Annotated in this window: 24 protein-coding genes; 13 read left to right on the top strand and 11 right to left on the bottom strand. The window is 64.4% G+C overall.

Going from position 1 to position 26,972, the window contains the following annotated elements; all coding sequences use genetic code 11:
• Positions 1–501, top strand: a 501-nt coding sequence (locus CMN27_RS12195; RefSeq protein WP_293626784.1) for a GNA1162 family protein, incomplete at its 5' end; no start/stop codon positions are given.
• A 51-nt stretch (positions 502–552) separates the two neighbouring features.
• Positions 553–1,002 carry an EF-hand domain-containing protein gene (locus CMN27_RS12200; protein WP_293626785.1) on the top strand — a complete coding sequence of 150 codons (450 nt, stop codon included), beginning with the start codon at positions 553–555 and terminating at the stop codon, positions 1,000–1,002.
• 111 nt (positions 1,003–1,113) lie between these two features.
• Here CMN27_RS12200 and CMN27_RS12205 read toward each other — a convergent pair whose 3' ends face one another.
• The 3 genes from CMN27_RS12205 to CMN27_RS12215 all read right to left on the bottom strand — a co-directional run bounded on the left by CMN27_RS12205 (position 1,114) and on the right by CMN27_RS12215 (position 4,473).
• Positions 1,114–2,211, bottom strand: coding sequence for an acyl-CoA dehydrogenase family protein (locus tag CMN27_RS12205; RefSeq protein ID WP_293626786.1), 1,098 nt, complete (start codon positions 2,209–2,211; stop codon positions 1,114–1,116).
• 12 nt (positions 2,212–2,223) lie between these two features.
• Positions 2,224–3,411: an acyl-CoA dehydrogenase family protein gene (locus CMN27_RS12210; protein ID WP_293626787.1), complete on the bottom strand. Its 1,188-nt coding sequence runs from the start codon at positions 3,409–3,411 to the stop codon at positions 2,224–2,226.
• Positions 3,412–3,504: 93 nt separating this feature from the next.
• Positions 3,505–4,473 (bottom strand): YihY/virulence factor BrkB family protein, encoded by a 969-nt coding sequence (locus CMN27_RS12215; RefSeq protein ID WP_293626788.1) that lies wholly within the window; start codon positions 4,471–4,473, stop codon positions 3,505–3,507.
• A gap of 113 nt (positions 4,474–4,586) precedes the next feature.
• On the opposite strand from CMN27_RS12215, the gene CMN27_RS12220 reads away from it, so the two are divergent.
• From CMN27_RS12220 to CMN27_RS12230, 3 genes are all read left to right on the top strand, one after another.
• Positions 4,587–5,375: a thioesterase family protein gene (locus tag CMN27_RS12220; protein WP_293626789.1), complete on the top strand. Its 789-nt coding sequence runs from the start codon at positions 4,587–4,589 to the stop codon at positions 5,373–5,375.
• Positions 5,376–5,486: 111 nt separating this feature from the next.
• Positions 5,487–6,494: an NADP-dependent oxidoreductase gene (locus tag CMN27_RS12225; RefSeq protein WP_293626790.1), complete on the top strand. Its 1,008-nt coding sequence runs from the start codon at positions 5,487–5,489 to the stop codon at positions 6,492–6,494.
• A gap of 365 nt (positions 6,495–6,859) precedes the next feature.
• Positions 6,860–8,578, top strand: a complete 1,719-nt coding sequence (locus CMN27_RS12230) for a SulP family inorganic anion transporter (protein WP_293626791.1) — start codon at positions 6,860–6,862, stop codon at positions 8,576–8,578.
• Positions 8,579–8,593: 15 nt separating this feature from the next.
• Here CMN27_RS12230 and CMN27_RS12235 read toward each other — a convergent pair whose 3' ends face one another.
• Positions 8,594–9,412, bottom strand: a complete 819-nt coding sequence (locus CMN27_RS12235) for a DUF72 domain-containing protein (protein WP_293626792.1) — start codon at positions 9,410–9,412, stop codon at positions 8,594–8,596.
• A 162-nt stretch (positions 9,413–9,574) separates the two neighbouring features.
• Between CMN27_RS12235 and CMN27_RS12240 the strand changes: the two genes are divergently transcribed.
• Positions 9,575–10,231 (top strand): YoaK family protein, encoded by a 657-nt coding sequence (locus CMN27_RS12240; protein WP_293626793.1) that lies wholly within the window; start codon positions 9,575–9,577, stop codon positions 10,229–10,231.
• A gap of 363 nt (positions 10,232–10,594) precedes the next feature.
• On the top strand, positions 10,595–11,311 hold the full coding sequence (locus CMN27_RS12245) for a GGDEF domain-containing protein (RefSeq protein WP_293626794.1): 717 nt from the start codon (positions 10,595–10,597) through the stop codon (positions 11,309–11,311).
• Between the two features lie 25 nt (positions 11,312–11,336).
• On the opposite strand, the gene CMN27_RS12250 is transcribed toward CMN27_RS12245, so the two are convergent.
• The 3 genes from CMN27_RS12250 to CMN27_RS12260 form a co-directional block, all read right to left on the bottom strand.
• The gene (locus CMN27_RS12250) at positions 11,337–11,654 is read right to left on the bottom strand and encodes a DUF1244 domain-containing protein (RefSeq protein WP_293626796.1); all 318 of its coding nucleotides are present in this window, start codon (positions 11,652–11,654) and stop codon (positions 11,337–11,339) included.
• A gap of 84 nt (positions 11,655–11,738) precedes the next feature.
• Entirely contained in the window at positions 11,739–12,782 is a 1,044-nt protein-coding gene (locus CMN27_RS12255; RefSeq protein WP_293626798.1) for a DUF72 domain-containing protein, read from the bottom strand.
• Between the two features lie 50 nt (positions 12,783–12,832).
• Positions 12,833–13,129, bottom strand: a complete 297-nt coding sequence (locus tag CMN27_RS12260) for a DUF3144 domain-containing protein (protein ID WP_293626800.1) — start codon at positions 13,127–13,129, stop codon at positions 12,833–12,835.
• 207 nt (positions 13,130–13,336) lie between these two features.
• On the opposite strand from CMN27_RS12260, the gene CMN27_RS12265 reads away from it, so the two are divergent.
• Together CMN27_RS12265 and CMN27_RS12270 are read left to right on the top strand one after the other, a co-directional pair.
• Entirely contained in the window at positions 13,337–14,515 is a 1,179-nt protein-coding gene (locus tag CMN27_RS12265; RefSeq protein WP_293626802.1) for a DUF917 family protein, read from the top strand.
• Positions 14,516–14,533: 18 nt separating this feature from the next.
• Positions 14,534–15,511, top strand: a complete 978-nt coding sequence (locus CMN27_RS12270; protein ID WP_293626804.1) for a sensor domain-containing diguanylate cyclase — start codon at positions 14,534–14,536, stop codon at positions 15,509–15,511.
• Positions 15,512–15,530: 19 nt separating this feature from the next.
• Here the strand turns inward: CMN27_RS12270 and CMN27_RS12275 are convergent, their stop codons facing one another.
• The 3 genes from CMN27_RS12275 to CMN27_RS12285 all read right to left on the bottom strand — a co-directional run bounded on the left by CMN27_RS12275 (position 15,531) and on the right by CMN27_RS12285 (position 20,725).
• Complete coding sequence (locus CMN27_RS12275; RefSeq protein WP_293626806.1) at positions 15,531–16,445, bottom strand: AEC family transporter; 915 nt, start codon at positions 16,443–16,445, stop codon at positions 15,531–15,533.
• Between the two features lie 43 nt (positions 16,446–16,488).
• On the bottom strand, positions 16,489–18,984 hold the full coding sequence (locus CMN27_RS12280) for an EAL domain-containing protein (RefSeq protein ID WP_293626808.1): 2,496 nt from the start codon (positions 18,982–18,984) through the stop codon (positions 16,489–16,491).
• A gap of 247 nt (positions 18,985–19,231) precedes the next feature.
• The gene (locus tag CMN27_RS12285) at positions 19,232–20,725 is read right to left on the bottom strand and encodes a DUF2252 family protein (RefSeq protein ID WP_366515453.1); all 1,494 of its coding nucleotides are present in this window, start codon (positions 20,723–20,725) and stop codon (positions 19,232–19,234) included.
• A 288-nt stretch (positions 20,726–21,013) separates the two neighbouring features.
• Between CMN27_RS12285 and CMN27_RS12290 the strand changes: the two genes are divergently transcribed.
• From CMN27_RS12290 to CMN27_RS12305, 4 genes are all read left to right on the top strand, one after another.
• Positions 21,014–21,433, top strand: coding sequence for a DUF2231 domain-containing protein (locus CMN27_RS12290; RefSeq protein ID WP_293626812.1), 420 nt, complete (start codon positions 21,014–21,016; stop codon positions 21,431–21,433).
• On the top strand, positions 21,430–22,779 hold the full coding sequence (locus tag CMN27_RS12295; protein WP_293626814.1) for a sorbosone dehydrogenase family protein: 1,350 nt from the start codon (positions 21,430–21,432) through the stop codon (positions 22,777–22,779). The genes CMN27_RS12290 and CMN27_RS12295 overlap by 4 nt, the downstream gene beginning before the upstream one ends.
• 215 nt (positions 22,780–22,994) lie before the next feature.
• Positions 22,995–24,023 carry a hypothetical protein gene (locus CMN27_RS12300; RefSeq protein ID WP_293626816.1) on the top strand — a complete coding sequence of 343 codons (1,029 nt, stop codon included), beginning with the start codon at positions 22,995–22,997 and terminating at the stop codon, positions 24,021–24,023.
• Positions 24,024–24,372: 349 nt separating this feature from the next.
• Entirely contained in the window at positions 24,373–25,479 is a 1,107-nt protein-coding gene (locus CMN27_RS12305; protein WP_293626818.1) for a helix-turn-helix transcriptional regulator, read from the top strand.
• Between the two features lie 102 nt (positions 25,480–25,581).
• On the opposite strand, the gene CMN27_RS12310 is transcribed toward CMN27_RS12305, so the two are convergent.
• Positions 25,582–26,889 (bottom strand): DUF3089 domain-containing protein, encoded by a 1,308-nt coding sequence (locus CMN27_RS12310; protein WP_293626844.1) that lies wholly within the window; start codon positions 26,887–26,889, stop codon positions 25,582–25,584.
• Positions 26,890–26,972 lie beyond the last annotated feature (83 nt).

Consider the following 26,972-nt stretch of genomic DNA (forward strand, 5'->3'; position numbering starts at 1 on the left):
CCCTATGTGTATCTGTCCACGGTCACGCGCCCGCTGGCCGAGGCCGGCTACTACGTCTACCCGGTGGCGGTCGTAGACGCGTTCATGAAGGAAAACGGGCTGTCGGAACCGGCGGAAATGCAGTCGGTACCGCTGAACAAGATCGACGAAGTGATCGGCCCCGATGCGGTGCTTTATGCCACGATCGAGGACTGGGGCCAGAAATTCCATGTGCTGTCGTCGGACACCACGGTGGACGTATCGCTGCGCCTGATCGACACCGAGACCGGCACCCTGCTCTGGGACGGCAAGGCACGGGCGATCGAAGGCTCCAACAACAATCAGGGCGGCCTGCTGGCCGCGGTGATCGTGGCCGTGGTCGAACAGATCGTGGATACCAGCGCCGATCGCACCCGCGAGGTCTCGCGCATGGCCAACGTCAACATGGTTGCCGACCAGAGCGACGGGCTACCGCTTGGGCCCTACAACCCCGAGCACGTCACCGACCCGCGTCGCCAGTAGTCACGAACTTGCACGCGGCCATGGCGTGGCCGCGTGCCGCAGGCTAAATTGATGGCTGGCTTGAACCACGAAAACGCCATGCTCATCCGAATTGCCACGACCCTGTCGCTCGCCCTGCTGGCGAGCGCCTCCTTCGCCGCCGAATCAACGGCCGCCGATATCGATGCCGCCCGCGCCGATGGCACCGGTAATATCGAAATATCGGAAAAATTCGCCCAGCTCGACCGCAACGGCGACGGGCGGCTTACCCGCGAGGAAGCCGAGGCCGACTATACGATCGGCCATCTCTACGACTCCTTCGATACCTCGGCGACAATCGAAGGCGGCACCACCGAGAATTCGGGCCGGGGCATCACCCTGGAACAGTTCGAAGCCGGCATGCAGGCACTGGCCAGCGGTGGGGTGATCGGCCCCTCGGCCTCGGGCGGCGAGACGATCCTGGTTTTCCCCGACGGCACCATGGAGCGGGTCAAGGGCACGGGCATCCAGACCGGCAACTGAACCGGCCTGCAAAGGCTTCACGGGCCCTGTCGAGGACCGTACGCCGCCCAAACGAACAAAGCCGCCGGTGTTCGACCGGCGGCTTCGTTGGCCCGGTGATGACGGCGCGCGTCAGTAACCCTTGGCCCGGGCGAAACGCTCGGTACAGAAGTTGGCATCGCCGAACAGTTCGCTGGCCGCCCGCGCGCGTTTCATGAAAAAGCCGATATCGAACTCGTCGGTCATGCCCATGCCGCCATGCATCTGCACGCCTTCGGCACTGGCCAGCCGCGCGGTCTCCGCCGCCCGGGCCTTGGCCGCCAGAATCTGCAGTGAGGCATCTTCCGCGCCGGCATCGAAGGCTGCCAGGGCCTGGAAGGCCATGGCTTCGCTGATTTCGATCTCCACCGACAGATGGGCGGCCCGGTGCTGCAGCGCCTGAAACGCGCCAATGCGTTGGCCGAACTGCTTGCGCTCGGATAGATAGCCCAGTGTGCGTTCGAACACCGCACGCGCCAGACCGACCAGCTCCATGGCCAGAATCGCACGGCCGGCGTCGAGCACTGCATCCAGGGCGTTCGCATCGCCGTCGAGCAACTCGGCTTTGGCACCATCGAAGCGCACGTCCGCCATGCTGCGCGTATCCAGCGACACGACCGGTGTTGTCGCCACGCCGGCATCGCCTGCCTCGACCGCGAACAGGCGCGGCGTGCCGTCGAGCATCGCACTCACCAGTAGCACGTCGGCATTGGCGGCATCGAGCACGAGCGTCTTGGCACCGCTTATCGTGTAGCCATCACCCGTCGACTGGGCTTCGGTGGCCACGCGTTCCGGGCGATGCTTGGCGCTTTCGTCAAGGGCCAGCGCCGCGATCAGCTCGCCGCCGGCGATCGACCCGAGCCAGCGGCCTTTCTGTTCGTCGTTACCGCCCCGGCCGATCGCGATCGCGGCCAGTACCGCCGTGGAAAGAAACGGCGTCAGGGCCAGGCGGCGGCCGACTTCGCGTGCCACCAGGCCCGCGCTCACCAGTCCAAAATCCATACCGCCCTGGTCTTCCGGCACCAGAATGCCGGTCAGGCCGGATTCGACCATCGCCTGCCAGAGCTCGTGATCGTAATCCTGGCCGTGGCTGCCGCCGCGAATGGCGCGCAGCGTGTCCACGCTCGCCTTGTCGGCAAAGATACGCTCGGCCAGATCCGCGAGCATCTGTTGTTCTTCGTTCAATATCATGGGGATGCCTCGCTAGCCTTTGGGAAGTTCGAGAACGGCCGAGGAGATGATGCCGAGCATGATCTCCGAGGTGCCGCCTTCGATCGAGTTGCCTTTGGAACGCAGCCATTCGCGGGCATAGCGCCCACCGTGGGTGCGTTCGCTCTCCCATTCCAGGCCCTGGCCACCCATGGCATCCATCATCAGGTTGTAGCGACGCTTGTTGAGCTCGGTACCGTAGTACTTGAGCATGGCCGAGCGCGCGCCCACGCCCTCGCCGGCCTCGGCCTTGGCACGGGTATGCTCGACCAGGGTACGAAACGCCATTGCATCGATTTCCAGGCGTGCGACATCGGCCCGCAGCATCGGGTCGTCGAGGCGCCCGTTCTCGTCGGCGCCGACGGCTTCGAGCGCCATCTTCGCCAGATCGCGACCCTTGAGCAGACCCGGCGGCTCGCCGCCGATGTTGTCGCGCTCGTGGGTGAGCAGATACTTGGCGATCGTCCAGCCCTGGTTGAGCTCGCCGACCAGGTTGTCGCGCGGCACACGCACGTCGTCAAAGAAGGTTTCGCAGAACGGCGATTCACCCGAGATCAGCTGAATGGGCCGCGTCGATACGCCCGGGCTTTCCATATCCAGAAGGATGAAGGAGATGCCGGCCTGCTTCTTGGCATCCGGGTCGGTGCGCACGAGGCAGAACATCTTGTCTGCGCGGTCGGCATACGACGTCCAGATCTTGCGGCCGTTGACCACGAAATGGTCGCCGTCGATTTCCGCGGAGGTTTTGAGGCTGGCCAGATCCGAGCCGGCATTGGGCTCGGAATAGCCCTGGCACCAGCGGATTTCGCCACGGGCGATCGCCGGCAGATGTTCGCGCTTCTGCTCTTCGGAGCCGAACTTGAGCAGCGCCGGGCCCAGCATCCAGAAACCGAAGTTGCTGACCGGGCTGCGCGCATTGATACGCTTCATTTCCGACTTGAACACGTCGTGCTCGGCCGGCGTCATGCCGCCGCCGCCGTATTCCACCGGCCAGGCCGGCGCAGTCCAGCCTTTCTCGACCATGCGCTCGAACCAGACCCGCTGCGCCTCGGAAGAGAATTCCCACTGGCGGCCACCCCAGACATGCTCCTTGTCCGAAGCCAGCGGCTGGCGCATCTCCGGCGGGCAGTTTTCTTCCAGCCAGGACCGAACCTCGGCCCTGAACGCCTCCATATCGCCCATGCATCACCTTTTTTATTCGTGAAACGAAGTTTCGTGAAACCGAAGTATCTGGCCGCTACGGCCACCGGTCAACCGTTCGCGCGGTAGCGATCGTTACCGCGAGCGGGCCGAATGATCGGCCATATGCGCCCCGCGTTCGCCCGCCGGGCGCGGGCCGTGCACCGTCGTATCGTCCTCGACCTGGTATTCCATCTGGGCGTTGAATTCCGCCCCCACCAGCACGGTCACGACCGTCACGTAGATCAGCGTCAACAGGATCACGACCGCGCTAAGCGAGCCATACAAGGCGGTATAAGAATTCGAATAGGCCATGAACCACGAAAACGCCAGCGACCCCACCGTCCAGAACGTGACCACGACGCCCGCACCGGCGCTCACCCAGCGCCAGCGCGGCGGCCGCCGGTCGGGCGCCCAGCGATACAGTGCTGCCAGACCAAGCAGCAGAATCAGTCCACCCACCGCCATGCCAGCCGCGCGTACCGCTTCCACCTGCCAGAGGCTCCAGCCCAGACGCGATGCCGTTACCGGCAGCCCGATCGCCAGAATCGCGGTGAACATCAGGCCCAGGATGACGCCGATCGCCACGAACAGCGACTTGAACAGCCGCCACCAGGTGCCGCGTTCGCTGTCCTCGTGGTAGGCAGTGTTGAGCGCCAGCAGCAATGCCGCCACACCCTGCTGGGCACACCAAATGGCCACGACCAGGCTGAACAAGCCGGCTGCGACCAGTTTGGCCAGCGAGCGGCTGGACACGGATTGCATCTGATCAACCAAGGACAGCACCACGTCGGCCGGCACGAACCCCTGCAGCGCCTGCATGTCCTTGACCATCGCCTGGGGATCGGCGATCAACCCATAGAACGCCACGAATGCCGCCAGCGCGGAAAACACCGCGAACAGGGCCAGAAATGACACCCCCGCCGCGGTGATGGTCATATCGTGGCGGCTGAACTCGCGGCTGCCCCGAACCACGATCCGCCACCAGCCACGCCAGCCGATCTGTACCGGGCCCCGGGCGTTGACGGCGCCGCCATGCGGTCGGACTTGATCGGGTTCGGACATAGGCGAGTACGTTGGCAGGCGCCACGCTGCGGATACGACTCAACCGCGATGGCGCAGAACAATCATGGCAGCATAACCGGCCATCCACTTCATGAATATCGGCGCGGGGCGAAATGGCCAACGACACGGGACCATCGGTTTTTCGGCGCGATGGCGACTATTTCGTCGCCACGGATCTGGCCCGCGGGCCGTGGGATGCGCAGGCCCTGCACGGCGGCGCGCCGGCTGCGTTGCTCGCCCATGTGGCCGAACAGACCGCCGGCCACGATTTCTTACTTGCCCGATTGACGTTCGAGTTGAGCCGCCCTGTGCCGCTTGCTGCCCTGCAGGTTCGTGCCGAGGCCAGCCGCGGCCGCAGCGCTCGCCGGGTCACGCTGCAGATCGAACACGACGGCGCCGTGGTCGGCCGTGCCATCGCGCTGATGCTGCGCGAACAGCCCGTCGCGGTACCCGAAGTGCACGCAGACACGCTTTTGCCCCCGCCTGAGCAATGCAGTGCCGGATTCGAAACGCCCGGCATGCCCAGCGGCGCGTTCTTTCACGATCAGGCCATGGAGATTCGCGTGGCCACCGGCAGCACCCGCGAACCGGGCCCGGCCGCGGCCTGGTTTCGTCCCCGCGTAGCGCTGATCGAAGGCGTGACAAGCAGTGCGGCCATGCGGGCCGCGGCTGCATCGGACTTCGGCAACGGCTTGAGCTGGGTGCTGCCCTTTGACGACTATCTGTTTACCAACACCGATCTCACCGTCTATCTACACCGCCTGCCGGTGGGCGACTGGATCGGCGTGGATGCGCAGACCATCGCCCAGCCCAACGGCGTGGGGCTGAGTAGTTCCACGCTCTACGACGCGCGTGGCCGTATCGGCATGGCCCACCAGAATCTGCTGATTCGCCAGCGCTAGCCCGCCGCCGGTCGGATGCAATAGACCGAACGAACGTTCGATTTCGCTTGCCGCCATGCGCACGAGCTTCTAAGGTGCATCGCACATATTTCTTCAAACCGCGATACCGCCATGAATTCGACCGATCAGAATCGTCAGTTCCGTCTCGCCGAGCGTCCGCAGGGCCTGCCCAAGCAAAGCGACTGGGAATTGGTCAGCGAAGCCATCGCCGATCCCGGCGACGACGAGATCCTCGTTGCCGTCGAGTACATTTCCCTGGACCCGGCCATGCGCGGCTGGATGAACGCCGGCAAGTCCTATATCAAGCCGGTGGAAATCGGTGAAGTAATGCGTGCAGGCACCGCCGGCACGGTGCTCAAATCCAACCATGCCGACTTTGTCGAAGGCGACAAGGTCACCGGCAACTTCGGGGTCCAGACCCATGCCGTGGTGGCCGGCAAGGATGCCCGCAAGGTGGATACCCGCCTGGCCGAACTGCCGGCCTATCTCGGCGTGCTGGGCATGCCGGGCATGACCGCCTATTTCGGCCTGCTGGATGTCGGCGGCGTGGCCGAAGGCGAAACCGTTGTCGTCTCGGCCGCCTCGGGCGCGGTGGGCGCGCTGGTCGGCCAGATCGCCAAGCTCAAGGGCGCGCACGTGGTGGGCATCGCCGGCGGCCAGGAGAAGTGCAGCTATGTCACCGACGAGCTCGGCTTCGACGCTGCCATCGACTACAAGAACGAAAACGTCTACAAGGCGATGAAGCAGCACTGCCCCAAGGGCATCAACGTGTTCTTCGACAACGTCGGCGGCGAGATTCTGGACTTCGCCTTGGCCAACCTTGCGCTCAACGGGCGTATCGTCATCTGTGGCGCGATCTCGCAGTACAACGCCACCGACGGCATGTACGCGCCCCAGAACTACATGTCGCTGCTGGTCAATCGTGCCCGCATGGAAGGCTTCGTGGTGTTCGACTATGCCCATCGCTACGGCGAAGCCGCCAAGGCACTGGCCGGCTGGCTGTCCGAAGGCAAGATCAAGCACCGCGAGGATATCGTCGAAGGCTTCGAAACCTTCCCCGATACGCTGCTCAAGCTCTTTGAAGGCAGCAACTTCGGCAAGCTGGTGCTCAAGGTCTAGGACATGTCGTCTTGAGATAAGGCGGCGCATCAGCGGCCCGCGCCTTGCCTGACACGCCCGATGCGGGCAATGCGACGTCATATCTCATGACGACAAGCCCTGGCACCCGGCCACGCAGTCGCCCCGAAGCGAACACGTTTCGGGGCGACTGATGCCAGTCCGCGTTCGCTAGGAACGTTGGCCATTCCCGCACGGCCGAGGCGCGCACGACCGGGCAAGCTCGATGTAGCGGCTGATCGTCGGCATCCGGCAAGGTCGTCAAGCCGCGCCAGGCGAGCTAGAGTTGCGCAGACAGCCACGCCATCTGCCTGCATGACCGACCAACCGACCCGTGGCAAACATCGAGCGACAGGCCGCGCGCGCCCGTGAGCCGGCTGACCCACAGGCTGCGTTCATTGTTGGCGCCGCGCGCGTTGCCGAGCTACGATCGAAACGCCTTCACGGCCGATCTCGTAGCCGCCACGGTGGTTACCGCCCTGCTGATTCCGCAGGCCCTGGCCTATGCCCTGCTCGCCGGCATGCCGCCGGAAACCGGGCTCTATGCCAGCATGCTGCCGTTGCTGGCCTATGCCATCTTCGGGCGCAGCCGTACGCTGGCCGTCGGCCCGTTCGCGGTGGTATCGATCATGACCGCGGCCGCCGCAGGCCATGTCTCGGCACAGACCGATATCGATAGCGTTACCGCCGCCATCACCCTCGCGCTTTTATCCGGGGCGATTCTCATCGCCATGGGCGCACTGCGGCTGGGATTTCTGATCAACTTTCTGAGCCGGCCGGTCATCTACGGCTTCATCGCCGCCTCCGGTGTGCTGATCGCCGCCAGCCAGTTCGGTCGCCTGCTGGGCGTGCAGGCAAGCGGCCAGACCCTCTGGGCCATTGCCCGGGCGCTCTGGCAGGAACACGACGCCGTTCAGCCGAAGACCGTGCTGCTGGCCGGGGCCTGTCTGGCCTGGCTGATCGTCACACGGCGCTATCTGGCGAGCGCGCTATCGCGACTCGGCATTCCGAGCGCCGGTGCGCGGCTGCTCGGGCGTACCGGCCCCATTCTGCTGGTGCTGGCCACCACCGCGGCCAGCGCGGCCTTTGATCTGCATGCTCAGGGCATTGCCACCGTGGGTACGGTGACCGCCGGGCTGCCTGCGCTATCGCTGCCGCTGCCGCCGCTGGCGTCATTAACCTATCTCTGGCTTCCGGCGCTGCTGATCAGCATCGTCACCTTTGCCGAGTCGGTCTCGATGGCCCAGACTCTGGCCGGCCCCCGCAACGAGCGGATCGCCCCGAATCGCGAACTGGTGGGTCTGGGCTCGGCGAATATCGCATCGGCGCTGTCAGGCGCCTTTCCAGTGAGTGCGAGCCTGTCGCGCTCGGTGGTCAACGACGAAGCCGGCGCACGCACCCGGGCGGCCGGCGCGCTCACCGCGATCGGCGTGGCATTGAGCGCGCTGTTTTTCATGCCCATGCTCGCCTATCTGCCGCTGGTGACGCTGTCGAGCATCATCGTGGTTGCCATCCAGAGCCTGCTCAGCCCGAGCTCGTTCTTCAGCGCCTGGCGCTACTGCCGCCCGGACGGCTTCGCATGGCTGGCCACCTTCGGCGTGACCCTGGTTCTGGGCGTCAGCGGCGGCCTGATGACCGGCGTGGCCCTCTCGCTGGTCATCTATATCTATCGCACGTCGAAACCGCACTACGCGGTGGTCGGGCTGATGCCGAACTCCGAGCATTTTCGCAACGTGCGCCGTCACGGCGTACAAACGGCCGAGCATCTGACCATTCTGCGTATCGACGAGAGCCTGTATTTCGGCAACGCACGGTTCTTCGAGCAGGTGGTCGACGAGATTCGCGCCAGCCAGCCGGAGCTCACGGATCTGGTGCTCATGTGTCCGGCGGTCAACTTCATCGACTATTCGGCGCTGGAAAGCCTGGAGCTGATCAGCGACAAACTCGGCCAGCACGGCGTGCGCCTGCATCTGGCCGAGGTCAAGGGCCCGGTCATGGATCGCCTGCAACAGACGGCGTTCCTCAAAAGCATGACCGGCGGCGTGTTCCTGAGCACCTACGACGCCTGGCGCACGCTCCAGCGGTAAGCACCGCGCTCGCGGTCAGTCGGCGACGCGCTGCTGCAGGGCCATGGCCGCATGCGGCGCACGAACCTTGCCCTCGCGTATGAAATAGGCAAAGACATCGCGTGGCTGACCGTCGTTGCCGGCGTGCCGGGCGGGGCCGACACAGGACAGATCATCAGGCAAATCGCCGCGCGCCCAGCTACGCAAACGGGCGGACCAGGCCTCGAGCGCATCGGCCGAATAGCCGGTTTCGATGGCGTTGTCGCCACGCTGCAGACGCGCATAGACGAAATCCGCGGTCGGATCGGCGATGGCCGGATAGTCGTCGCTATCGGCATAGACGATCGCCACCCCGGCCTCGCGGCAAAGATTCACCGCATCGGCACAGGCGAAGCTATCGTGGCGCAGCTCCATCGCATGACGCAGATCGAGCCCGTCGACCGTTGCCGGCAGCAGATCGAGAAAGGCGGCGAATTCGTCAGCCTGGAAAGGCTTGCTCGGCGGCAACTGCCAAAGGATGGGGCCAAGCCGATCGCCCAGCGCTGATAACCCCGAGTTCACGAACCGTGCAATGCCCTCGCCGGCCTCGTCGAGACGCTTGCGGTTAACCACATAGCGCGGCGCCTTGAGCGAGAAAACGAAATCATCAGGCGCAGCCTGTGCCCAGCGCTCGAAGGTCGCGGGCTTCTGGGTACGGTAATAGGTGCCGTTGATTTCGAGCGTGGCGAGCTTTTCTGCCGCGTACGCCAGCTCGTTCTTTTGGGCGAGATCGTCGGGGTAGAACGTGCCTCGCCAGGGTTTGTAGGTCCAGCCGCCAATGCCGGTACGAATGGTGGCGCGCGGTTGCGTGGTCATGGCCCAGCCTGGCGGAATACGGGCTGGCATACTCGCACACCCAATGCGGCGCCTACGAGGCCTGGTTAGCCGTCAGAGGCCGGGCACGTTGTATGCGAGCCACTGGCAGCGCAAAATTCGCGCGCGAATCCCACACTTCGAACCCGACCGAGGCCCGCCAACGTGATCAGCTACCGCCGCCGCGAACGTGTGATTGCTGCCGGCCTGACCTCGCTGTCCGGCTATGTGGATGCCATGGGCTTCATTGCGCTGGGCGGCTACTTCGTGTCGTTCATGAGCGGAAACTCCACCCGCCTGGGCGTGGGGCTTGAAAGCGCCTGGTCGAAGGCGGCCCTGCCCGCCATGTTGATCGGCCTGTTCGTGGCCGGCGTGGTGCTCGGCACGCTCACCGGCCAGATCGCGCGAAGCCGCCGCCCGAGCGCGGTCGTGGCGCTGGTGACGGCGCTGCTCGGAGCGGCCGCCCTATCCCACGATGCCGGCATGACCTCGCTGGCGGTGATGTGCATGGCCCTGGCCATGGGTGCGGAAAACACGGTGTTCGAACGTAACGGCGAAGTCACCATCGGCTTGACCTATATGACGGGCACCCTGGTCAAGCTCGGCCAGCGCGTGACCGCGGCCCTGCTCGGCCAGGGCGATCGTTTCGCCTGGGCCTGGTATCTGCTGCTGTGGCTTAGCCTGGTCGCCGGCACGCTGGTCGGCGCGGCGGTATATACCCGTATCGGCCTCGACGGCCTCTGGTTCGCGGCCCTCGCGGCGGCGGCCCTCGGCGTCGCGGCGCATCGCCATATCGGTGCCGAAGCGAATTCGAAGCGCTGATCAAATCATCGCGAATCGCGCTCCAGCCCTCGAATACATGGCGCTCGCGTTATGGCCAGACCAAGCTCGCACAACGCCATAGCGGCGCGCTTGCGGCCGACCGCCTTGGGCGCACGGCGCCGGGCGCCACAACGCTTTGGTACGATTTTCCCTAGCATTCGTGTGACGTTGCCACGATAATTCCGGCCACTTTCAAGCTAGCCGAGTCATGCGCCGATACCAGTGCGTATGAGCCGGACGTCGTTCCATGCCTTATGGATGACCGTGTTTGCATCTCGTCATAATCGCGCGCCGGCGCATTCCCCGCTGCAGGCGCCTTCGCCTTCATATCAGCACGCGCCGTCGGGTCGGCTACGCTCGTTCGTGCGCCGCGTCGGCGTATGGAAAGGCACGGCCGTCTTCACCTTCGCTTCGACCCTTGTCGCCTTTGCCGTCACCGGCATCAGCCTGGAACTGGCTGGCCTTAGACACGGCGCAATCGGCTACCTGATCGCGCTTGCCTGTTCGCTGACGATCATGCCGACGATGATGGTCGCGCTGCTGTCGCTGATCAAACGACTGGATGAGGCCGAATACGAGTTGTATCGACTGGCCCGCACCGACGAACTGACCGATCTCCCCAACCGGCGTGCGCTGTTTGAAGCCGCCGTCCAGCCGTTGCAGACCGAGACCGCGGTGGCCCTGCTGTTCATCGATATCGATCATTTCAAACGCGTGAACGACACCTACGGCCACCGCATCGGCGATATCATTCTCTGTCGCGTCGCCGAGGCGATCGACGCGCAGCTCTCGACGCACGGGCTGCTATGTCGCTTTGGCGGCGAAGAATTCGCCGGCCTGCTCTACGATACGCCCTCCGCCGACGCACGCGATATCGCCGAGGCCCTGCGCGAACATATCCAGCGCACTCCGATCACGGTGGGCGAGCACACCCTCTACATCACGCTGAGCATCGGCGTGGCCACCGCCGCCAACGCACGCCAGAGTCGTATCACCACGCTCATCGACCATGCTGATCAGGCGGTCTACAAGGCCAAAAGCGCGGGCCGCAACAGAATTCATCTCGCGCCCACGGCATGAAGCGATTCGTGATCGCTAATCGGCGCTAATTGCCTGCGCGGGTGTCCGCGTGGCCGTCTTCGCCGGCCGCGAACCGCGCTTTCTGTTCCTCGGTCGCTGACGTCTGGTGTTGCTGCTTGTAGTCCGCATACGGCATGCCGTAGACGTGTTCTCGTGCCTCGGCATCGCTGATCGTCGCGCCGCGAAGCTCGGCCTCGGCGCGATACCATTTCGACAGGCAGTTACGACAGAAGCCGGCCAGATTCATCAGATCGATGTTCTGCACGTCGGTGCGTGCCTGCAGATGCTTCACCAGGCCACGAAAGGCGGCGGCTTCGGCTTCGATACGGGTCTGTTCGTCCATGGCATTGCTCGTCTGGATAAATGAATTCGATGTGATTGCGCCCCGGCGCCGCGCCACGGCGTGCAAGCAGACGTATACGAGCCGCTAGCTGCGATCGCGACTACGGGCCATCGCCTGTATGGCTTCGGCCAGCGCCCGTACCGATTCCGGCGCGCAGCCTTCGGCCTTGTTGTTGATGGTCACATACACCGGCTGGTCCTGACGAGCCGTTCCGGCTGCCACACGGGCCACGATCTCGCGCGTATGCAGGTCGGGGTCGACCATCTGGTCGAACGGGGCATAGCTTTCCCGGGCTGCTTCGTAGCCGTAGGCGCCATGGCGAGGGTTGAGGTTCCATCGACACACGAACGGCCCGGGCCAGAGCTGGCGCAGAATGGGCAGCTGTTCGGCCGGAGCCGGCATCTTCGGATGCAGCCCGAGGCAGTAGGTCGCGCCGCTGTCCTTGAGCGCGTCGACAAACGCCGGGGCCAGCCACTGCGGATTGCGTACCTCCACGGCCACCACGGCCGCCGGCAGTCGCGTCTTGACCCGCTGCGCGCTGCGCAGCACCTCGTGCAGCCGCGCGATCAGGCCGTCGAGATCGGCCAGCACGCGCCCCGGCAGCGGGCTGATCTGAAACACCAGCGCGCCGAGTTTTTCGCCCAGGCCCTCGCTCGCGGGCGCGGCGAACTCATGCCATGCCAGATCCGCATCCAGAAAATCGGGGTTGTCGCGTACGCCCTGGCCGCCGCTTTCGCGAATCAGCGCATCCGTGACCCGGGCCGGTGCCTTGACCAGAAAGCGAAACCCTTCCGGCACCTGATCGGCATAGGCCGCGTACTGGGCAACGCTCAGCGGCCGATAAAAAGCCCGGTCCAGACTCACCGCGCCGAACAAGGGGTGGCGAGCATAGGCCGACAGGCCCGCCCGCGAGAGCTGTTTTTCGCTGTACAGACGATCCCATACGCGATTGGCCCAGCCGGGGAAATGCCAGGACGACGTACCCAGGTGCAGCTGGGCCGGCAGCTCCGCTGCCAAGCGCTCGAGCGATTCATCCGGCACGGCCGCACCCACGCCGGCCTGGGCCGGTGCCTGATCGCCAAACAGCGATCCGGTGCCTGCCGAGTCAAACGGCTCGTCAGCGTTCATCGCGCGATCCCGATAGTCAGCCAACCCGATCCGTCAGGCGCCGCATACACCTACGACTTGTCGCGACCGGTATAGCGATCGAAGTTCGCCATGCATTCATCGAAATGGTCTTCGAACATCTTGCGGTACTGGGCAGTGAAGTACTCGATGGCGTTGTCGCGCTCTTCGGCCATATCGTCGCGGGTTTCGGCCGTGGCCGCGACCTGGAAGGCATTGAACCGGGCCGTGGCATACATCAGCGAGGCGCTGACCTGACCGGCCGATACGCTCTGCGACTGGCGGTTGGCGATATCGATTACTTCATCCGCGCGGCTGCGAAACGCCGGGGATAGGCTTTTTCCACTCATGGGTGCCTGTGCTGAAAGACATGAATTGAGGCGGCACAGGATACCGGAGACGTCGATCCACGAAACGCGCCGGACGATACCCCCATATCCAGCGCTGCTGCGCGCAGGCAACGACGATGCTTCGATCGCGAGTTCCCCGAGCTTGCTGATTAAGAACCCGCCTGAAGCGCCGACAAAGTAAAAGCAATTCATTCGAACCAACAATCCATGAGCTATCGCTACGGGCTGGAAGATTTTCATTCGATCGCCGTCGGCGCGGCATTGCTCGGCAGCGGCGGCGGCGGCAGCTACCACGACGCCCGCGATGTCATCACCCAGCTGGGCGATAGCGGCTGGACCGGTACCGTGGATGTGCGCGACTACGACGGCACGACCGATGCCTGCGTACTCGCCATGATGGGTTCGCCCGACGCGGCCGAGAATCTGGCTCTGGCCGATATCAAGCGCTCCATGCATAACACCGTAGACGCCTTCGGCAGGCTCTGCGGTGTCACGCCCCGCTGCGTGATTCCGGTCGAAATCGGGCCCATCAATTCAACCGTACCGCTGATCGCGGCGGCCTTGAACAGCCAATCGATCGCGTGGGTTGTCGACGGTGACGGCGCCGGCCGTGCCGTGCCCCAACTGCCCCAGACCGTTTATGGCGGCGCCGCCAACCTGGCGCCCAGCCCCTGCGTGCTCGCCGACGATGCTGCCAACACCGGCGCGATCCGCTCGGCCCGCGTCGACGCGGCAGACGCGGCGGCAGTGGAATCGCTGGCCGGCAGTCTCGTGAATGCGTTCGGCAGCTATGCGGGGATCATGCTCTGGCCTTCCACACAGGCCAACGGGTACGCATTAGAAAACAACTATTTGCCCGGAACGTTAGAACAAACGCGAAAATTGGGGCAATATCTCAGTCAGGGGGACGAAAAACCGGCAACGCAGGCAGTGGTCGACCGTATTACGGCGATCACCGGTCGGCGCGCGTCGGCGACTCTGACCTGCGTTTACATCACCGCAGTCGAACAGACCACCAGTCTGGCGTCGCTGGACGTCGGCAGAATCCGGCTCGACGACCATCCGGATATCGCCCAGAGCCGCCACACGTACTATCTGTACAACATGAACGAGAATCTGATCCTGTATTCCGCCCAGCACGAGGCGCCGCTGATCGTTGCGCCGGACTCGATCTGCTATTACGCCGAGCGCACGGGCCGCGGCTTCTCGAACGCTTTCGACGACCTCGCCCCCTACTATGACCAGGCGCAAGGTCGCAGCACCGGCGTCGCAATCAGCGTCATCAAGATCGACGCCGCCCCGGCGTTTCGTCAGACCGCCGGCGTGGTCGAGAGTTTCACCAAACTTTTACGCGCGATCGGCTACGGTGGCCGGCTCCCCGGCTGATACCCCCGGACTGCCCGCATGGAAGAAGAAGCGCTCTATCGAAGACGACTGGATCTCGCGCTCGAATGTAGCGGGCTGGATCTTTGGGAGAACGACCTGCTCACCGGCGAGGTCATCTTCGGGCTTGATCGCGTTTTCTCCGATCTGGGCTACGACAAGAGCGAATCGGCCGGCTATGTCGACGACATATTCTCGCTGATGCATCCGGACGACAAACCGGCTGTCGAACAGGCCATCGCGGACCATCTCGCGGCAAAGACGGAGCGCTACTACAGCGAATTCCGTATTCGGGCCAAGTCCGGCGCCTGGGCCTGGTATGCCAACTACGGCAAGATTCTCGACCGCGAAGGCGACGACCCGGGCCATCGCTTCTGTGGCGTATGTTTCAACCTCGACGTCAAGAAGCGTCAGGAAGAAGAGTTGCAGGGCCTCAACGCCAAGCTGCGCGAACAGAACGCCCTGCTCGAACGCATGAACGCAGAACTCCACGCCCTGGCCACCAGCGACTCGCTGACCGGTCTTCGAAATCGTCGCTATCTGCTGAAAACCGGCGAGGACGAATTCGCCCGGGCTCGCCGGCTCAAGCACGAGCTGGCCCTGCTGCTCATCGATATCGACTGGTTCAAGCGCGTCAACGATACCCTGGGCCATGTCGCCGGCGACGAAGTCATTCGCGCAGTCGCACGCCGTTGCAGCGATGGCACTCGCGCCCACGTCGACACGGTAGGCCGCATCGGCGGCGAGGAATTCGCGATCTTATTGCCGACGGTCGGCCTCGCCGAAGCGCTCGAGCTGGCGGACCGGCTGCGACTGGAGGTCGCCCGCCAGCCGGTGGCCGTAACCGCCGAGCAAAGCATCAATGTGACGATCAGCACGGGGGTCGCCATACTCGCCCCCGAGTGCCAATCCTTCCACGACCTGATGCTGCTCTCCGATCGCGCCCTGTACCGCGCCAAGAACGCAGGCCGCAACACCGTCTGCGGACCCGCGGCCTGAGCCGATCCCTCCGCCCCTATCAGCCAGTCAGCAACAGCCAGAGCGGTAACGTCAACATCGCAAGCGCGGTCTGTAGCGTGATCGCAGCCGCCATGAGTTCACCGTCGCCGCCCAGCTGGCGGGCCAGAATATAGGCCGACGTTGCCGTGGATACGCCTGTGAACAGCAAGACCACGTCGCGGCTGACCGTATCGAGCCCGATCGCCCAGGCCAGTGCCATGGCAAGCGCCGGCACGACGACCAGCTTCACGCCGCTGGTCAGCCAGAGCGTGCGCCCGCCCCGCCATACATGGCGCGGCCGTAGCGCAACGCCCACGGCGATAAGCCCGATCGGCAACGCCGGCCGCCCGAGCAGACCAAGCAACGACTCGCTCCACCCCGGCAGGCCGATATTCAAACCATTCAGCGCGATGCCGACGATACAGGCCAGAATCAGCGGGTTGCGCAACAGTTCGAACAGGCTGCGCGCCATGCTCGTGCGACCCAGCGCGCCGACGCCGATGAAACAGGCTACGCTCAAAAGGTTGACCGTCGGCACGAGCAGAGCAATCACCACCGCTGCGCTGGCCATGCCGGCCTCGCCGTGCAGGGCGCCGGCCCCGGCAATGGCGACATAGGTGTTAAAACGCAGTGCGCCCTGGAACGCCGAGGTAAAAGCGGCATCGTCGCGGGCCAGGTAGCGGCGTAGCAACCAAAGACAGATCGCCACCGCTAATATCGTACCCAGGCACACCACCGCCAGCCGGGCCACGGGCACACCGCCGACGTCGGCCGTGGCCAGCGTGTGCACGAGCAAGGCGGGAAAGAACAGGTAGTAGACCATTCTTTCCGCGCGCGGCCAGAAGTCGCCGCCCGGATAGTTGATCCGCCCCAGTACGAAACCGAACAAGATCAGGGCAAACAACGGCCCCAGTGCGTTCTGAATCGCGAGCATCTCGCCTAGCCTAATTCGAAACGTCTTGGTTGGCGGCTGCGGTCTAAGCCGAGCCCAGCCACTCGTGGGCGAACACATCGGCGCTCACCGGCATGCCCAGGTGAAACCCCTGTACGCAGTGCACGGGGTATTGCTTGAGCTCGGCAAGCTGCGAGGCATTCTCGACCCCTTCGGCGACCACCTTGAGGCCGAGTTCGTGGGCCAGCCCGCTGACGGCTGCCACGATCGCCCGGCTGCCGTGGGCGGTCTGCATACGGGCCACGAAGCTGCGATCGATCTTGAGCGCGGTCACCGGCAGGTCCTGCAGATAGCGCAGCGATGAATAGCCGGTGCCGAAATCGTCGATCGCCACGCCGCAGCCGAGTTCACGCAGGGCCTGGAGTATGTGGGTGGCCTGCTGGCTTTCGTCCAGCAGCGTGCTCTCGGTCAGTTCGACATCGATCAGCCCGGGCGGCAGTTCGTGCTCGGAAAGTATCGCCGCCAGACGCGCCGGCAGGTCGTTCTGCCAGAACTGCTTGGCCGACAGGTTGACCGCCACCGGCACGACGCTCCGGCCCGCCGCGAGCCAGCGCTGCTGCTGGCCGGCGACCTTGCGTATCAGGCGGCGCCCGAGCGGCAGGATCAGCCCCGAGCGTTCGGCCACCGGGATGAAATCCACCGGCGCGACGTGACCAAAGCGCGGATGGTGCCAGCGCAGCAGCGCCTCGGCCCCGCGCAAGGCGCCCGTGCGGGTATCGAAAATGGGCTGATAATGCACGTCGAGCCCTTCGCCGGTCTCGGCGGTATCCCGCAGCGCGCTTTCCATGGCCAGGTGATGGTTTTCCTGGACATGGGTTTTGGAATTGAACAGCCGATAGGTATTGCGGCCTTCCTGCTTGGCGCGATACATGGCTGCATCGGCATTGCGCATCAGGTCGTCGATGGTCGCTGCATCGTCGGGGTAGAAGCTGATCCCGAGGCTGCCGCCCACGCGAAATTCGTGACCATCGATCTTGAACGGCTCACTGATGGCCGCGATCAGCCGCCCGGCGATATGGGTCGCCTCCGATGGCTCGTCCAGGTCCGGCAGCAAGGCAATGAATTCATCGCCGCCCAGACGTGCGAGCGTATCGTCCTCGCGCAGACGCGCGCCCAGGCGCTGGGAGACCTGCAACAGCAACTCGTCGCCGATGGCGTGGCCGAGTGAGTCGTTGACCTGCTTGAAGTGGTCCAGATCGATGAAGATCACCGCAAGCCGCCGCCGGTTGCGATGGGCATGGCGCATGGACAGCGACAGCCGATCCTCGAGCAGGCGGCGATTGGGCAGGCGCGTCAACGCATCGTAGTAGGCCAGCCGCCGAACCTGTTCTTCGTTTTCGCGAATATGGGTGATGTCGCTGAACAGGGCCGCGTAGTTGGTGGTTTCGCCGGCCTCGTCGCGAATGGCGGTCACGGTGAGCAGTTCCAGGTACAGCTGCCCGTTCTTGCGCCGGTTCCATATCTCGCCACGCCAGTAGCCGTTGCTCTTGAGCGAATGCCACATCCGCTCGTAGAAATCCGCCTCGTGCCGCCCTGACGAGAGCAGCGCCGGCGTACGCCCGATCACCTCTTCCGGGCGGTAACCGGTCATATGCGTGAACGCCGGATTCACGAACTCGATATGTGTCTGGGCATCGGTAATGATGATGCCTTCCAGCGAGGCATCGATGACCCGCTCGGCCAGCTCCAGGTTGAAGCGGGATTGCGACAGCGCCTGGTCGCGCTGGGCGAGCGCCTGGCGCAGATCCTCGATATAGAACTGCTCGTTGCCGTCGAGCATTTCGCGAAAACCCAGCAGGCCGACAACCTGCTCGCTTTCATCGAGCACCGCCAGATGCCGTACCCGATTCGCGATCAGCTGGTCGCGGGCATGGATCAGGGTATCGCCCGGCGCCACGCTCAGCAGCGGCCGCGTGGCCAGTTCGCCCACGCTTACCCGGCCCGGATGGGCCGCCACGAAGCGTACGAGATCGCGCTCGGTGATGATGCCCAGGGCCTGGCCGGGCTGGGTGATGACCGCGGCGTCGTTATGGGTGAACCGCATGCGCGAGGCAAGCTCGCCGAGGGTGAGCGTACCCGGCAGCACCAGCGGCGTTTTGCACATGGCATGCCGGACCTCGCGCAGCCGCAGGTAGCTCTCCAGCCCCTGATTGAGTACGGCATCGCTTCGCGAAAGAATGCCCAGGGGCGTCTCGGCCTCGTCCACCACCAGAAAATGATGGCGATTTTCGGCTGCAAAGCGAACGGCCGCCTCGCCCAGCGACGCGTCGGCGGCAATGGTGGCGATGGACTCGATCATCAGGTCGCCGATCGGCTGGCGCAGCGCCCCGGGGTCGGCGAAATCCAGATACAGGCAATCGTGCTCGGTCCAGATGCCCACCGGCTCGTCGTTTTCCATCACCAGCATCGAGCTGCAGCGGCGTTCGGCCATGCGGGCTGCGGCCACGTCCAGCGGCGTATGCCGATCGCAGCTGAGCAGCCCCGTCTGCATGATGCGTTCTACGGCCAGGTCTTGGTTCATCGGTTGGAACAGGTTGCGGCACAACAGACAGCGGATCGCAGACGAGCACGCCCGAATCCTTCAACGCAAACGCGGCGGGCCCGGTCGTAGCACCCCGGCACACGGGAGCGCCCGAGGCCGGGCCGACGGACAGGCCGCGCGGGCCGCTATTATCGCCCGGCGCGGCGGCGTTTGCATGTCCTGCATCAACCGCGCGGCCGGCACGCTGCGATGTGCCAGCCATGCCGCGATCGCTGGCATAACGCGATCAGCGGTGCACGATATCCAGCTGTTCGAATGCACCGCGGGCATGGTCTTCGCGGAACATCGCATGATCCCGGCGTACGCGATCGGCGGCTTCGATGGCGAACTCCACCATATCGGCAGCAAACAGCTCGGGCGGGCCGATCGCGTTCACGATCGCCGGCTCGATGTCGTAATCGATCTTGCCGGATTCGTCGGACAGGGCATGCACCCGGGCCAGCACCCGGCCGCAGATGCCGGCATAGTCCTTCCACTGGCTCTTGGAGAGATCGTCCAGATCGATATCGTCGCGAAACGGGGCCCGCTCGCGTGACATATAACTCAGCCCGTCGAACTCGATATGGCCATAGAACACGTCGCCGCGTACCAGCTGCACGGTCTGGGCATGGCTGATGCGCTCCGCGCGCTCGTCCATTTCATAGGCCGAGGGCGGCACCAGCCCGGCCAGCGCGGAACGGCGTGCCTGCTTGTATTCAATGATCAGATCGTCCGTGCCGTCGGCCTGCGGGCCTTCGATGAGCACGTAGTAGCGGTTGAGCCCGAGCGAGGCCGTGCCCTGCCCACGCCGTATCGCCACGTCCTTGACCCGCATGCCTTTCGCCCGCTCGGGCACGGCGATATTGTTGTTCTTGACTAGGCGGTCGGTAATCTTCTGGAATTCTTCGCGCCGCGAGGAGATCGGCACCAGTTCCTTGGTGGAGCGAAAGCCGCCTTTCGTTTCATCCAGATAATCGTCGACCAGCCACTCGGCACGCTCTTCATGGGCGTCCTTGAACAGCTTGCGGATCAGCTTGGGCGCGTTGTCGAAACGCATCTCCTCGTTCTGCTCCGTGCCCTCGCGCGCCAGGCGCTGCATGTCTTCGATATAGCCTTTGACGAAGCGACGCACGATCTTGATCTGCTGCTTGCGTTCGAGCTCGCCCTCGGCCTCGGCGGCGATCATGAAGCCGACCGCGCCGCGTTTGATGTCCCAGGTGAACGGGGCGTAGTAGGCCTCGTCGAAATCGTTGACCGAAAAGATCGGCACATTGTTCGCGTTCGGCATTACGCCGAAGTTCTCCGGATGCACATCGCCCAGGGTCAGCACGGTGGGCATCCAGGCGTCTTCGCCGGCCATATCGCGATAGAACAGCAGGGCGGTACCGCGAAAGAACGAATACAGCGAATCCGACAACTCGTCGAACTTGATCGCGGCATCTTCGGAGGAATCGGCGATACGGGTTTCATGATCCTCGCGCAGGGACTGGCGCACATGGCGACGCCGGTCGTGGCCGCTGAGAATGCGCGGGCGCAGCACGAACTCACCGGCAGCTACCGACTCAGCCAGCCGCCGGAACGCCTCGAAACGCGTTGCGACCACCGGCCGCGCCTCTTCGAAGGATTCGCGCTCCAGCGCGGCGGCCAGTTCTGCCTTGCTCATCGAAGAGCGCCCTTCGATCTCAGCCTGCTGTGCCTGTTCGTAGAGCGCCTTGCGCGTTTGTTCCGGTTCTTGCGTCATGCCTGCCTCGTTTTCCAGGGTCGCCCCGATATGGATGATCGCCGTCGTATCCAGCATGCCCGACTCGCCGCGCTCGCGCATGCTTGGGCGCGTTCAAACCTTCACCCCGGCCGAACGGCGCATTGACAGCCGGGATTACCCTGACGGTATCGCATGCCAGCGACGCAACGCTCGATATCCGCTTCCAGTTTTTCGTAATCGAGCGTTGCGATCACTACACTGGCGGTAACAACCATTGCATCGGCGATCTCGCCCTTTCGCCGCCGCTTGCATCCAACGGAGCCTGTCTTGACCCCCACTTCATCCCGACCGTCCGCCGCGGGGATCCACCCGCTGCACGGCCTGCTGCTATCCGGCAGCTTTCCACTATTCCTCGGCGCCGCACTCAGCGACTACGCCTATGCCACTTCCTATCTCGTGCAGTGGAGCACCTTTGCCTCCTGGCTGATCGCGGGCGCGCTCGTGTTCACCGGATTTGCCATGCTCTGTGGCCTGATCGGCCTGTTCCGGGCCCGCCATCGTGCGCCCTATGTGCTGTACGTCGTACTGCTGCTTGTGACCTGGGTGCTGGGTTTCGTGAACGCACTGATCCACGCCCGTGACGTCTGGGCAATGATGCCGACCGGCTTCATCCTCTCCATCGTCGTCGCCGTGCTGGCCTGTGCCGCAACGCTGCTCGGTTTTTCCCGCCTCGGAGGCCGGTCATGAATACACGTCCCATGCTCTACGCCAGCGCCATTTCGCTCGCCCTATTTGCAGGCGCGGCGACGGCCGCGGATGCCGACCAGCAGTTCGGCGCCAACCCGAACCTGCCCGAACCGCAGCGCGGGCTGTTGCCCAACATGACGATCCCCGAGCCCGCCGAGTGGGGGGATTCCAAGCCCACCGTACCCGCGGGTTACACGATCACCGCGATCGCCACCGACCTGAAAGTGCCGCGCCAGACGCTGGTGCTGCCCAACGGCGATATTCTCGTCGCCGAAGGCAAGGGCGGCAGCAAGGCGCCCAAGAAACGCCCCAAGGATTTCATTGCGGGCATCATCAAATCACGGGGTACGACGTCGGTAGAAAGCGGCGATCGCCTCACCCTCCTGCGTGACGCCGACGGCGACGGCAGCTACGAACAGCAGACGGTGTTCGCCGACAACCTCAACGCGCCCTACGGCCTGGCGCTGATCGACAACGATCTGTACGTGGCCAATCAGGACGCGCTGGTGCGTTTCGATTACCAGCCCGGCCAGACCGAAGCCACCGGCGAGCCGGAAGTGGTTACGGCCCTGCCCGCCGAGATCAACCATCACTGGACCAAGGCGATGACCGCCAGCGCCGACGGCGAGCATCTGTATGTCGGCATCGGTTCCAACAGCAACATCACCGAACGCGGCATGGAAGCCGAAGTCGACCGCGCCGAAATCTGGGAGATCAACCCGGCGACGGGCGCCCACCGTGCCTATGCCACGGGTCTTCGCAACCCCACCTCGCTGACCATCCAGCCGGGCACCGACCAGCTCTGGGCCGTGGTCAACGAACGTGACGAGCTCGGCCCGAACCTGGTGCCGGACTATCTCACCACGGTTCAGGAAGGGGCCTTCTACGGCTGGCCCTACAGCTACTGGGGCCAGAACGTCGATCCGCGCGTACGCCCGAAGAATCCGCAGAAGGTGAAAGCGGCGATCGCGCCCGACTACAGCCTCGGTTCGCACCATGCCCCGCTGGGCGTGGCCTTTTCCAACGCGCAGGTCGGCGGCGAGTTCGCCAACGGCGTGTTCGTGGGCGAGCACGGCAGCTGGAACCGCGGCGACCCGGTCGGCTACCGGGTGGTGTTCATTCCCTTCGAGAATGACAAACCCGCCGGCAACCCGGTCGATTTCGTATCCGGCTTTCTCACCGACGACGGCAAGACCCGTGGCCGCCCGGTGGGCGTGAGCGTGACCCCCGACGGTGCGGTGATCGTTGCCGACGATCTCACCAACGCCGTCTGGCGTATCACCCGAAACGACGCTGCGCCCGGCGACAACCGCGAGCCGGAGAACCCGGCACAAAGCCAGCGCTAGGCGTACAGGCCTCGCGCCGGCATGAAACGACACCCCGGTTTTCGCGCAAAGCCGGGGTGTTCTTGATTATGGGCCGTGCAGTTGATCGCCCCGCAGGCGCGACCACGCATAGCTGACCGACCTTGTACCCCCGACATACCCAATTCGGGGGACGCGCGCTGCGCCTGGAGCGCAGACCATCGTTCCCGAGAACCATCATTCAACCGGGGGAACGAATGAACAAACCATGGACCGCACTGCTGGCATGCACGCTTGCACTCAGCCTTGTCGGCTGCGGCAGTAGCGACAGCGACGACACCACCAGCGAACCGACCACATCCAACACACCCACCACGCCGACTGTCACGCCCACCACCGCCTTGCAAGGCGCCTGGGGCGGCACCTTCAACCACACACCGCAGCTGAGCAAATCGTCGCCGCTCGGCCTCGGCGACGTCGCCGCTCTGGCCACCTTTCGGCTCACCTTCGACGATTCCGGCGATATCAGCGGCGTGGCCATCAACGGCAGTGAGCGCGAGCTCACCCTCGACCGGGATGCCGAAGCACGCGCGCTTGCGGATGGCTACACCATTTACAGCTTCGAACAGGATTATTTTCTGCTCGTCGATCCGGCCAATCGCTATGCCGCCTTTTTCAATACCGACGGCGAAGCCGGCATTTTGCAAAAAGGCGCAGCCGACGCCGACCTGAAATACGCCTTCGAAGACGCCGAAGGGGCATGGGCAGGCGCCGGTTTCTATCTACCTGGCGACGACGACGCCACGGCGTCGGCGGACGAGCGTATCGCTGACGATGCCGTACCGCTGGAAATCGCCACCCTCGATCGCGAACCTTTCAATTCTCCTATCGACAACGACCCGAGCATCACCGGCTTGGTGTCCTTTGGAAGCAACACCGAGCGTTGCAGTCTTCTGGTCATGCTGCTGGGTACTATGAATACGAGCTATGGCGTGTTCCCCCGTACGTCCGGCGGCCGCTACGACCCCGAGGAACCACAGTGCGCACGGGGCAGCGGCGCCTTCACCACGCTCATCAGCGCCGACGCCCAGTTCATGGTCATTCTCCCCCGCGGCGCCGACGACCGCCCACTGCTGAGCTGTGTATTTTCGGCCGATACCGCGCGCTCGAGCTGTCCGATCTTTACCCTCAAGCCCGTGGCAAATGACGCAGTGGGCGCGGGCGCAGGGGGTTCCGGTGGTTCAGGCGGCGGGGGCAGCCAACCCCCGATTGCCATCGGGCTCTAGCCACCGCAGCCCGCGCTAACAACGGCCCGCGCCCGGCGCTACGCCGCGCGCTCGCAAAAACAGCAGGCAGTTGCACAAGGCGCATGAGCCGTAAGACTCATGCGCCGCCTTTGCCTGTGACGGCAATTCCCACACGTCGGATTCCGCCTGCCCCACAACGCCGACTCCCCTTGGCCTGGCTGCGGATCTCGTACTCGTATTGGCGGCCAATACGGGCCGCATAACGATATTTTCATGCAGTGTTGCTAAGCTTCGAAATCGGCCAGAATCCACGGCGGGCAGCTATCCGCCATGCGCGGCAATCATGGCGAATGCGTCGAGGCACAGGCGGCAGTCCACGCTCGAATCGTTGATTGATCGCATTTACGACACGGCGCTCGCTCCCGAGGGTTGGCCGGACACGTTGGACGCCATCGCCCGTCATTTTTATGCCGGCGCCGCGATTATCCAGGGCTACGACACGCCCCATCGAAACCACCTGTTCTCGGTCACCACGGCCAATATCGCGCAGGCCGAAGACGAGTATGTCGCCCACTATCATCCCATCGACCCACGGCTCGACTGGATACTGCGCCACCCCAACGAGTCGCTGTTCTACGACTACCGTCATATCGACGAAGCCGGCATGCGCTGCAGCGCCTACTACGACTGGTTTGAACGATATCTGGGCCTGCGCTACTACGTCGCCCAGCGCATCGCCAATAACGCCACCGACGGCATGCTCGTGTCGCTACAATTCAGTCGAGCACACGGGCATGTCCAGCCACAGGAGATCGACGCATTCTCCAAACTGCGTCCGCACCTGCTTCGTGCCGTACGCACCACACGGGTGATCGAAGCCGCAGATCAACAGCACAACGCCACGCGCGAGGTCCTGGCGCGTGTTCGCGTCGCCATGTTCATGCTGGATTCGCGGGCACGTCTCATACACGCAAACGCTGCCGGTGAGCGGTTGCTCGCCCGCAACGATGGTCTGCAGCTGCGCGCGCAACGGCTTTGTGCGGCCGACAGCCACAACGCCGCTATTTTGCGCAACGCACTCTGCGAGGCTTTGAACGAGCCTGCGCCTCGCTCATGCGGCCCCTGCGAAATCTCGCTTCGCCGGCCCTCCGGTGCGATGCCCTATGCCGCGATGGTGATACCGCAACGCCGTCGCCCGGTATTCGCGACGGCGGCCCATAGCGGCTGTGCCGCCATCGTTTTGATAAACGACACCGGCGAATCCGGGCCCGTGGAGGGGCCGCTGCTACGTGAAAGCTTCGGACTGACGCCCGCCGAAGTCGGCGTCTGTGAATTGCTTGCTGACGGCCAGCGCATCGACACGCTCTGCGAATGCCTGGGGATCACGCAGTCCACGGCACGCACGCATATCAAACGGGTCCTGGCGAAGACCGGTACGCATAGCCAGTCCGAACTGGTTGCCCTGCTCGCGCGTTTTCGTTGCGCCTGGCACTGACGCCTGGCGCCGGCCTCGCCGATAGGCGTCAGTGCCCGAACCCGGGGCTAGGCCACCTACCCGCACGCCGACGCCTATTCCGGCTTGCGTCCTGACGCGCCCCTATCGCGGCTTGGATTGCCCCGCCCGGCTCGCCGCCCATGCCTTTGCCTGGCGCGTGGCCAGACGCACGAGATCGGCCTGTGCCACGTTGATATCGATCAGATGCAGCCCCCAGCCGGTATTGCCGAAGAAAGCGCCCGGCAGCTGATCGATCAGGGCAACGTTTTCGGGCGTGTCGATCGAAACGGCCAGATAATGGGCGCCACCGTGCGCCACGCAACGCCCGTGAATCCGGCCCGGGAGAGCATAGAACGGGGTATCGATCGCATCGTTGAGGGCGCCGTCGCGAAACGGACCGGCGTTGGCATCCGTGGGTTTGAGAATCAGGCGAAACACCGGCGGGTAGCCCGTCGGCAGGCGCGCATCCAGGCGCGTGCTGCCGTTGACAAGTTGTGCCGGGTTCACGCACAGGGCCTGGGTGTTGGCGGCCTCGGTCACGCCATACTTGGGCGCCTCCCCCAGGGCCGGATCGTCGCGGCTGAAACTGCTGTAGCCGACCACGCAGTGGATATCGTCTGCCGTGCGACAAGCCGGCGTATGCCGAAAACTCGTGTCTCCCTGGGCCGGAACACGGTTCACCGCGATGTTCGCCCCCGGGATGTGCGCGGCGACGAAATGCTGCGACAGATAGGCATCGGGCTCGATCACGTCGCGAATCAGGCGCATCAGCAGCTCCGAGCCCTGGGAGTGGCCGATCAGTATGAAGCCCCGGTCATCATTTTCGCCCACGAACTGCATGAAGGCATCGACGACATCGGCATAGGCCATGGCATAGGCGTCCTGCTTGGCGGGCGACGTCATGCGCTTGACGCCGGGCACCATGTCGAGCGCCATCAGGCTGAGCGTGGATTGACGATAGACCGGCGCATAGACGTCGCAGGCGCGTTGATACAGGGCAGCCTGTATTTTCGTGATCGCCACCGTTTCGTCATCGGGGGTAAAGTCGGCGTTCGCGCCCATCGCCATGCTGGCGGTCGGGTAGACATAGAAACAGGCCACCGCCGAGGTGCGTTCGAAGCTTGTCTTCAGTGGCGTGAGCCTGCCGTCGGGACCGACCGCCGTGGCCCGCGTATCGCTGCGACACACGTTGTCGGCCCGCGCCTGACCCGGATGACAAAGCCAGTGCCTCGCCTCGCTGTAGTGGCGGCTACGATACCCGCGATACGGATTTTCACCCGGCGCAGCGGCTTTAGCCATGAACCGGGCCGTCGCGCCGGCCTGCTCGGCAAGGGCGGTCTTCGACGGGGCATCGCTGGTCCGCATGCACGCCGCGGGTAGAACAAGCGCAAACAGCAGGATGGCGAGCATCGAAGCCAAACGAATCGAGATTGTCGGGATCACGAGCGCAAATCACCCCACGCAAGAAAACAAACATGCGCGCTGTGCCGCGC

The sequence above is a fragment of the Salinisphaera sp. genome (assembly GCF_002729955.1).
GTDB lineage: Bacteria > Pseudomonadota > Gammaproteobacteria > Nevskiales > Salinisphaeraceae > Salinisphaera.

What these genes read in the sequence shown, in the direction of transcription:
- CMN27_RS12200 (WP_293626785.1), top strand. Translation starts at nt 553, where the DNA reads ATGGCTGGCTTGAACCACGAAAACGCCATGCTCATCCGAATTGCCACG.
- CMN27_RS12205 (WP_293626786.1), bottom strand. Translation starts at nt 2,211, where the DNA reads ATGATATTGAACGAAGAACAACAGATGCTCGCGGATCTGGCCGAGCGT.
- CMN27_RS12210 (WP_293626787.1), bottom strand. Translation starts at nt 3,411, where the DNA reads ATGGGCGATATGGAGGCGTTCAGGGCCGAGGTTCGGTCCTGGCTGGAA.
- CMN27_RS12215 (WP_293626788.1), bottom strand. Translation starts at nt 4,473, where the DNA reads ATGTCCGAACCCGATCAAGTCCGACCGCATGGCGGCGCCGTCAACGCC.
- CMN27_RS12220 (WP_293626789.1), top strand. Translation starts at nt 4,587, where the DNA reads ATGGCCAACGACACGGGACCATCGGTTTTTCGGCGCGATGGCGACTAT.
- CMN27_RS12225 (WP_293626790.1), top strand. Translation starts at nt 5,487, where the DNA reads ATGAATTCGACCGATCAGAATCGTCAGTTCCGTCTCGCCGAGCGTCCG.
- CMN27_RS12235 (WP_293626792.1), bottom strand. Translation starts at nt 9,412, where the DNA reads ATGACCACGCAACCGCGCGCCACCATTCGTACCGGCATTGGCGGCTGG.
- CMN27_RS12250 (WP_293626796.1), bottom strand. Translation starts at nt 11,654, where the DNA reads ATGGACGAACAGACCCGTATCGAAGCCGAAGCCGCCGCCTTTCGTGGC.
- CMN27_RS12255 (WP_293626798.1), bottom strand. Translation starts at nt 12,782, where the DNA reads ATGAACGCTGACGAGCCGTTTGACTCGGCAGGCACCGGATCGCTGTTT.
- CMN27_RS12260 (WP_293626800.1), bottom strand. Translation starts at nt 13,129, where the DNA reads ATGAGTGGAAAAAGCCTATCCCCGGCGTTTCGCAGCCGCGCGGATGAA.
- CMN27_RS12265 (WP_293626802.1), top strand. Translation starts at nt 13,337, where the DNA reads ATGAGCTATCGCTACGGGCTGGAAGATTTTCATTCGATCGCCGTCGGC.
- CMN27_RS12270 (WP_293626804.1), top strand. Translation starts at nt 14,534, where the DNA reads ATGGAAGAAGAAGCGCTCTATCGAAGACGACTGGATCTCGCGCTCGAA.
- CMN27_RS12275 (WP_293626806.1), bottom strand. Translation starts at nt 16,445, where the DNA reads ATGCTCGCGATTCAGAACGCACTGGGGCCGTTGTTTGCCCTGATCTTG.
- CMN27_RS12280 (WP_293626808.1), bottom strand. Translation starts at nt 18,984, where the DNA reads ATGAACCAAGACCTGGCCGTAGAACGCATCATGCAGACGGGGCTGCTC.
- CMN27_RS12285 (WP_366515453.1), bottom strand. Translation starts at nt 20,725, where the DNA reads ATGACGCAAGAACCGGAACAAACGCGCAAGGCGCTCTACGAACAGGCA.
- CMN27_RS12295 (WP_293626814.1), top strand. Translation starts at nt 21,430, where the DNA reads ATGAATACACGTCCCATGCTCTACGCCAGCGCCATTTCGCTCGCCCTA.
- CMN27_RS12300 (WP_293626816.1), top strand. Translation starts at nt 22,995, where the DNA reads ATGAACAAACCATGGACCGCACTGCTGGCATGCACGCTTGCACTCAGC.
- CMN27_RS12310 (WP_293626844.1), bottom strand. Translation starts at nt 26,889, where the DNA reads ATGCTCGCCATCCTGCTGTTTGCGCTTGTTCTACCCGCGGCGTGCATG.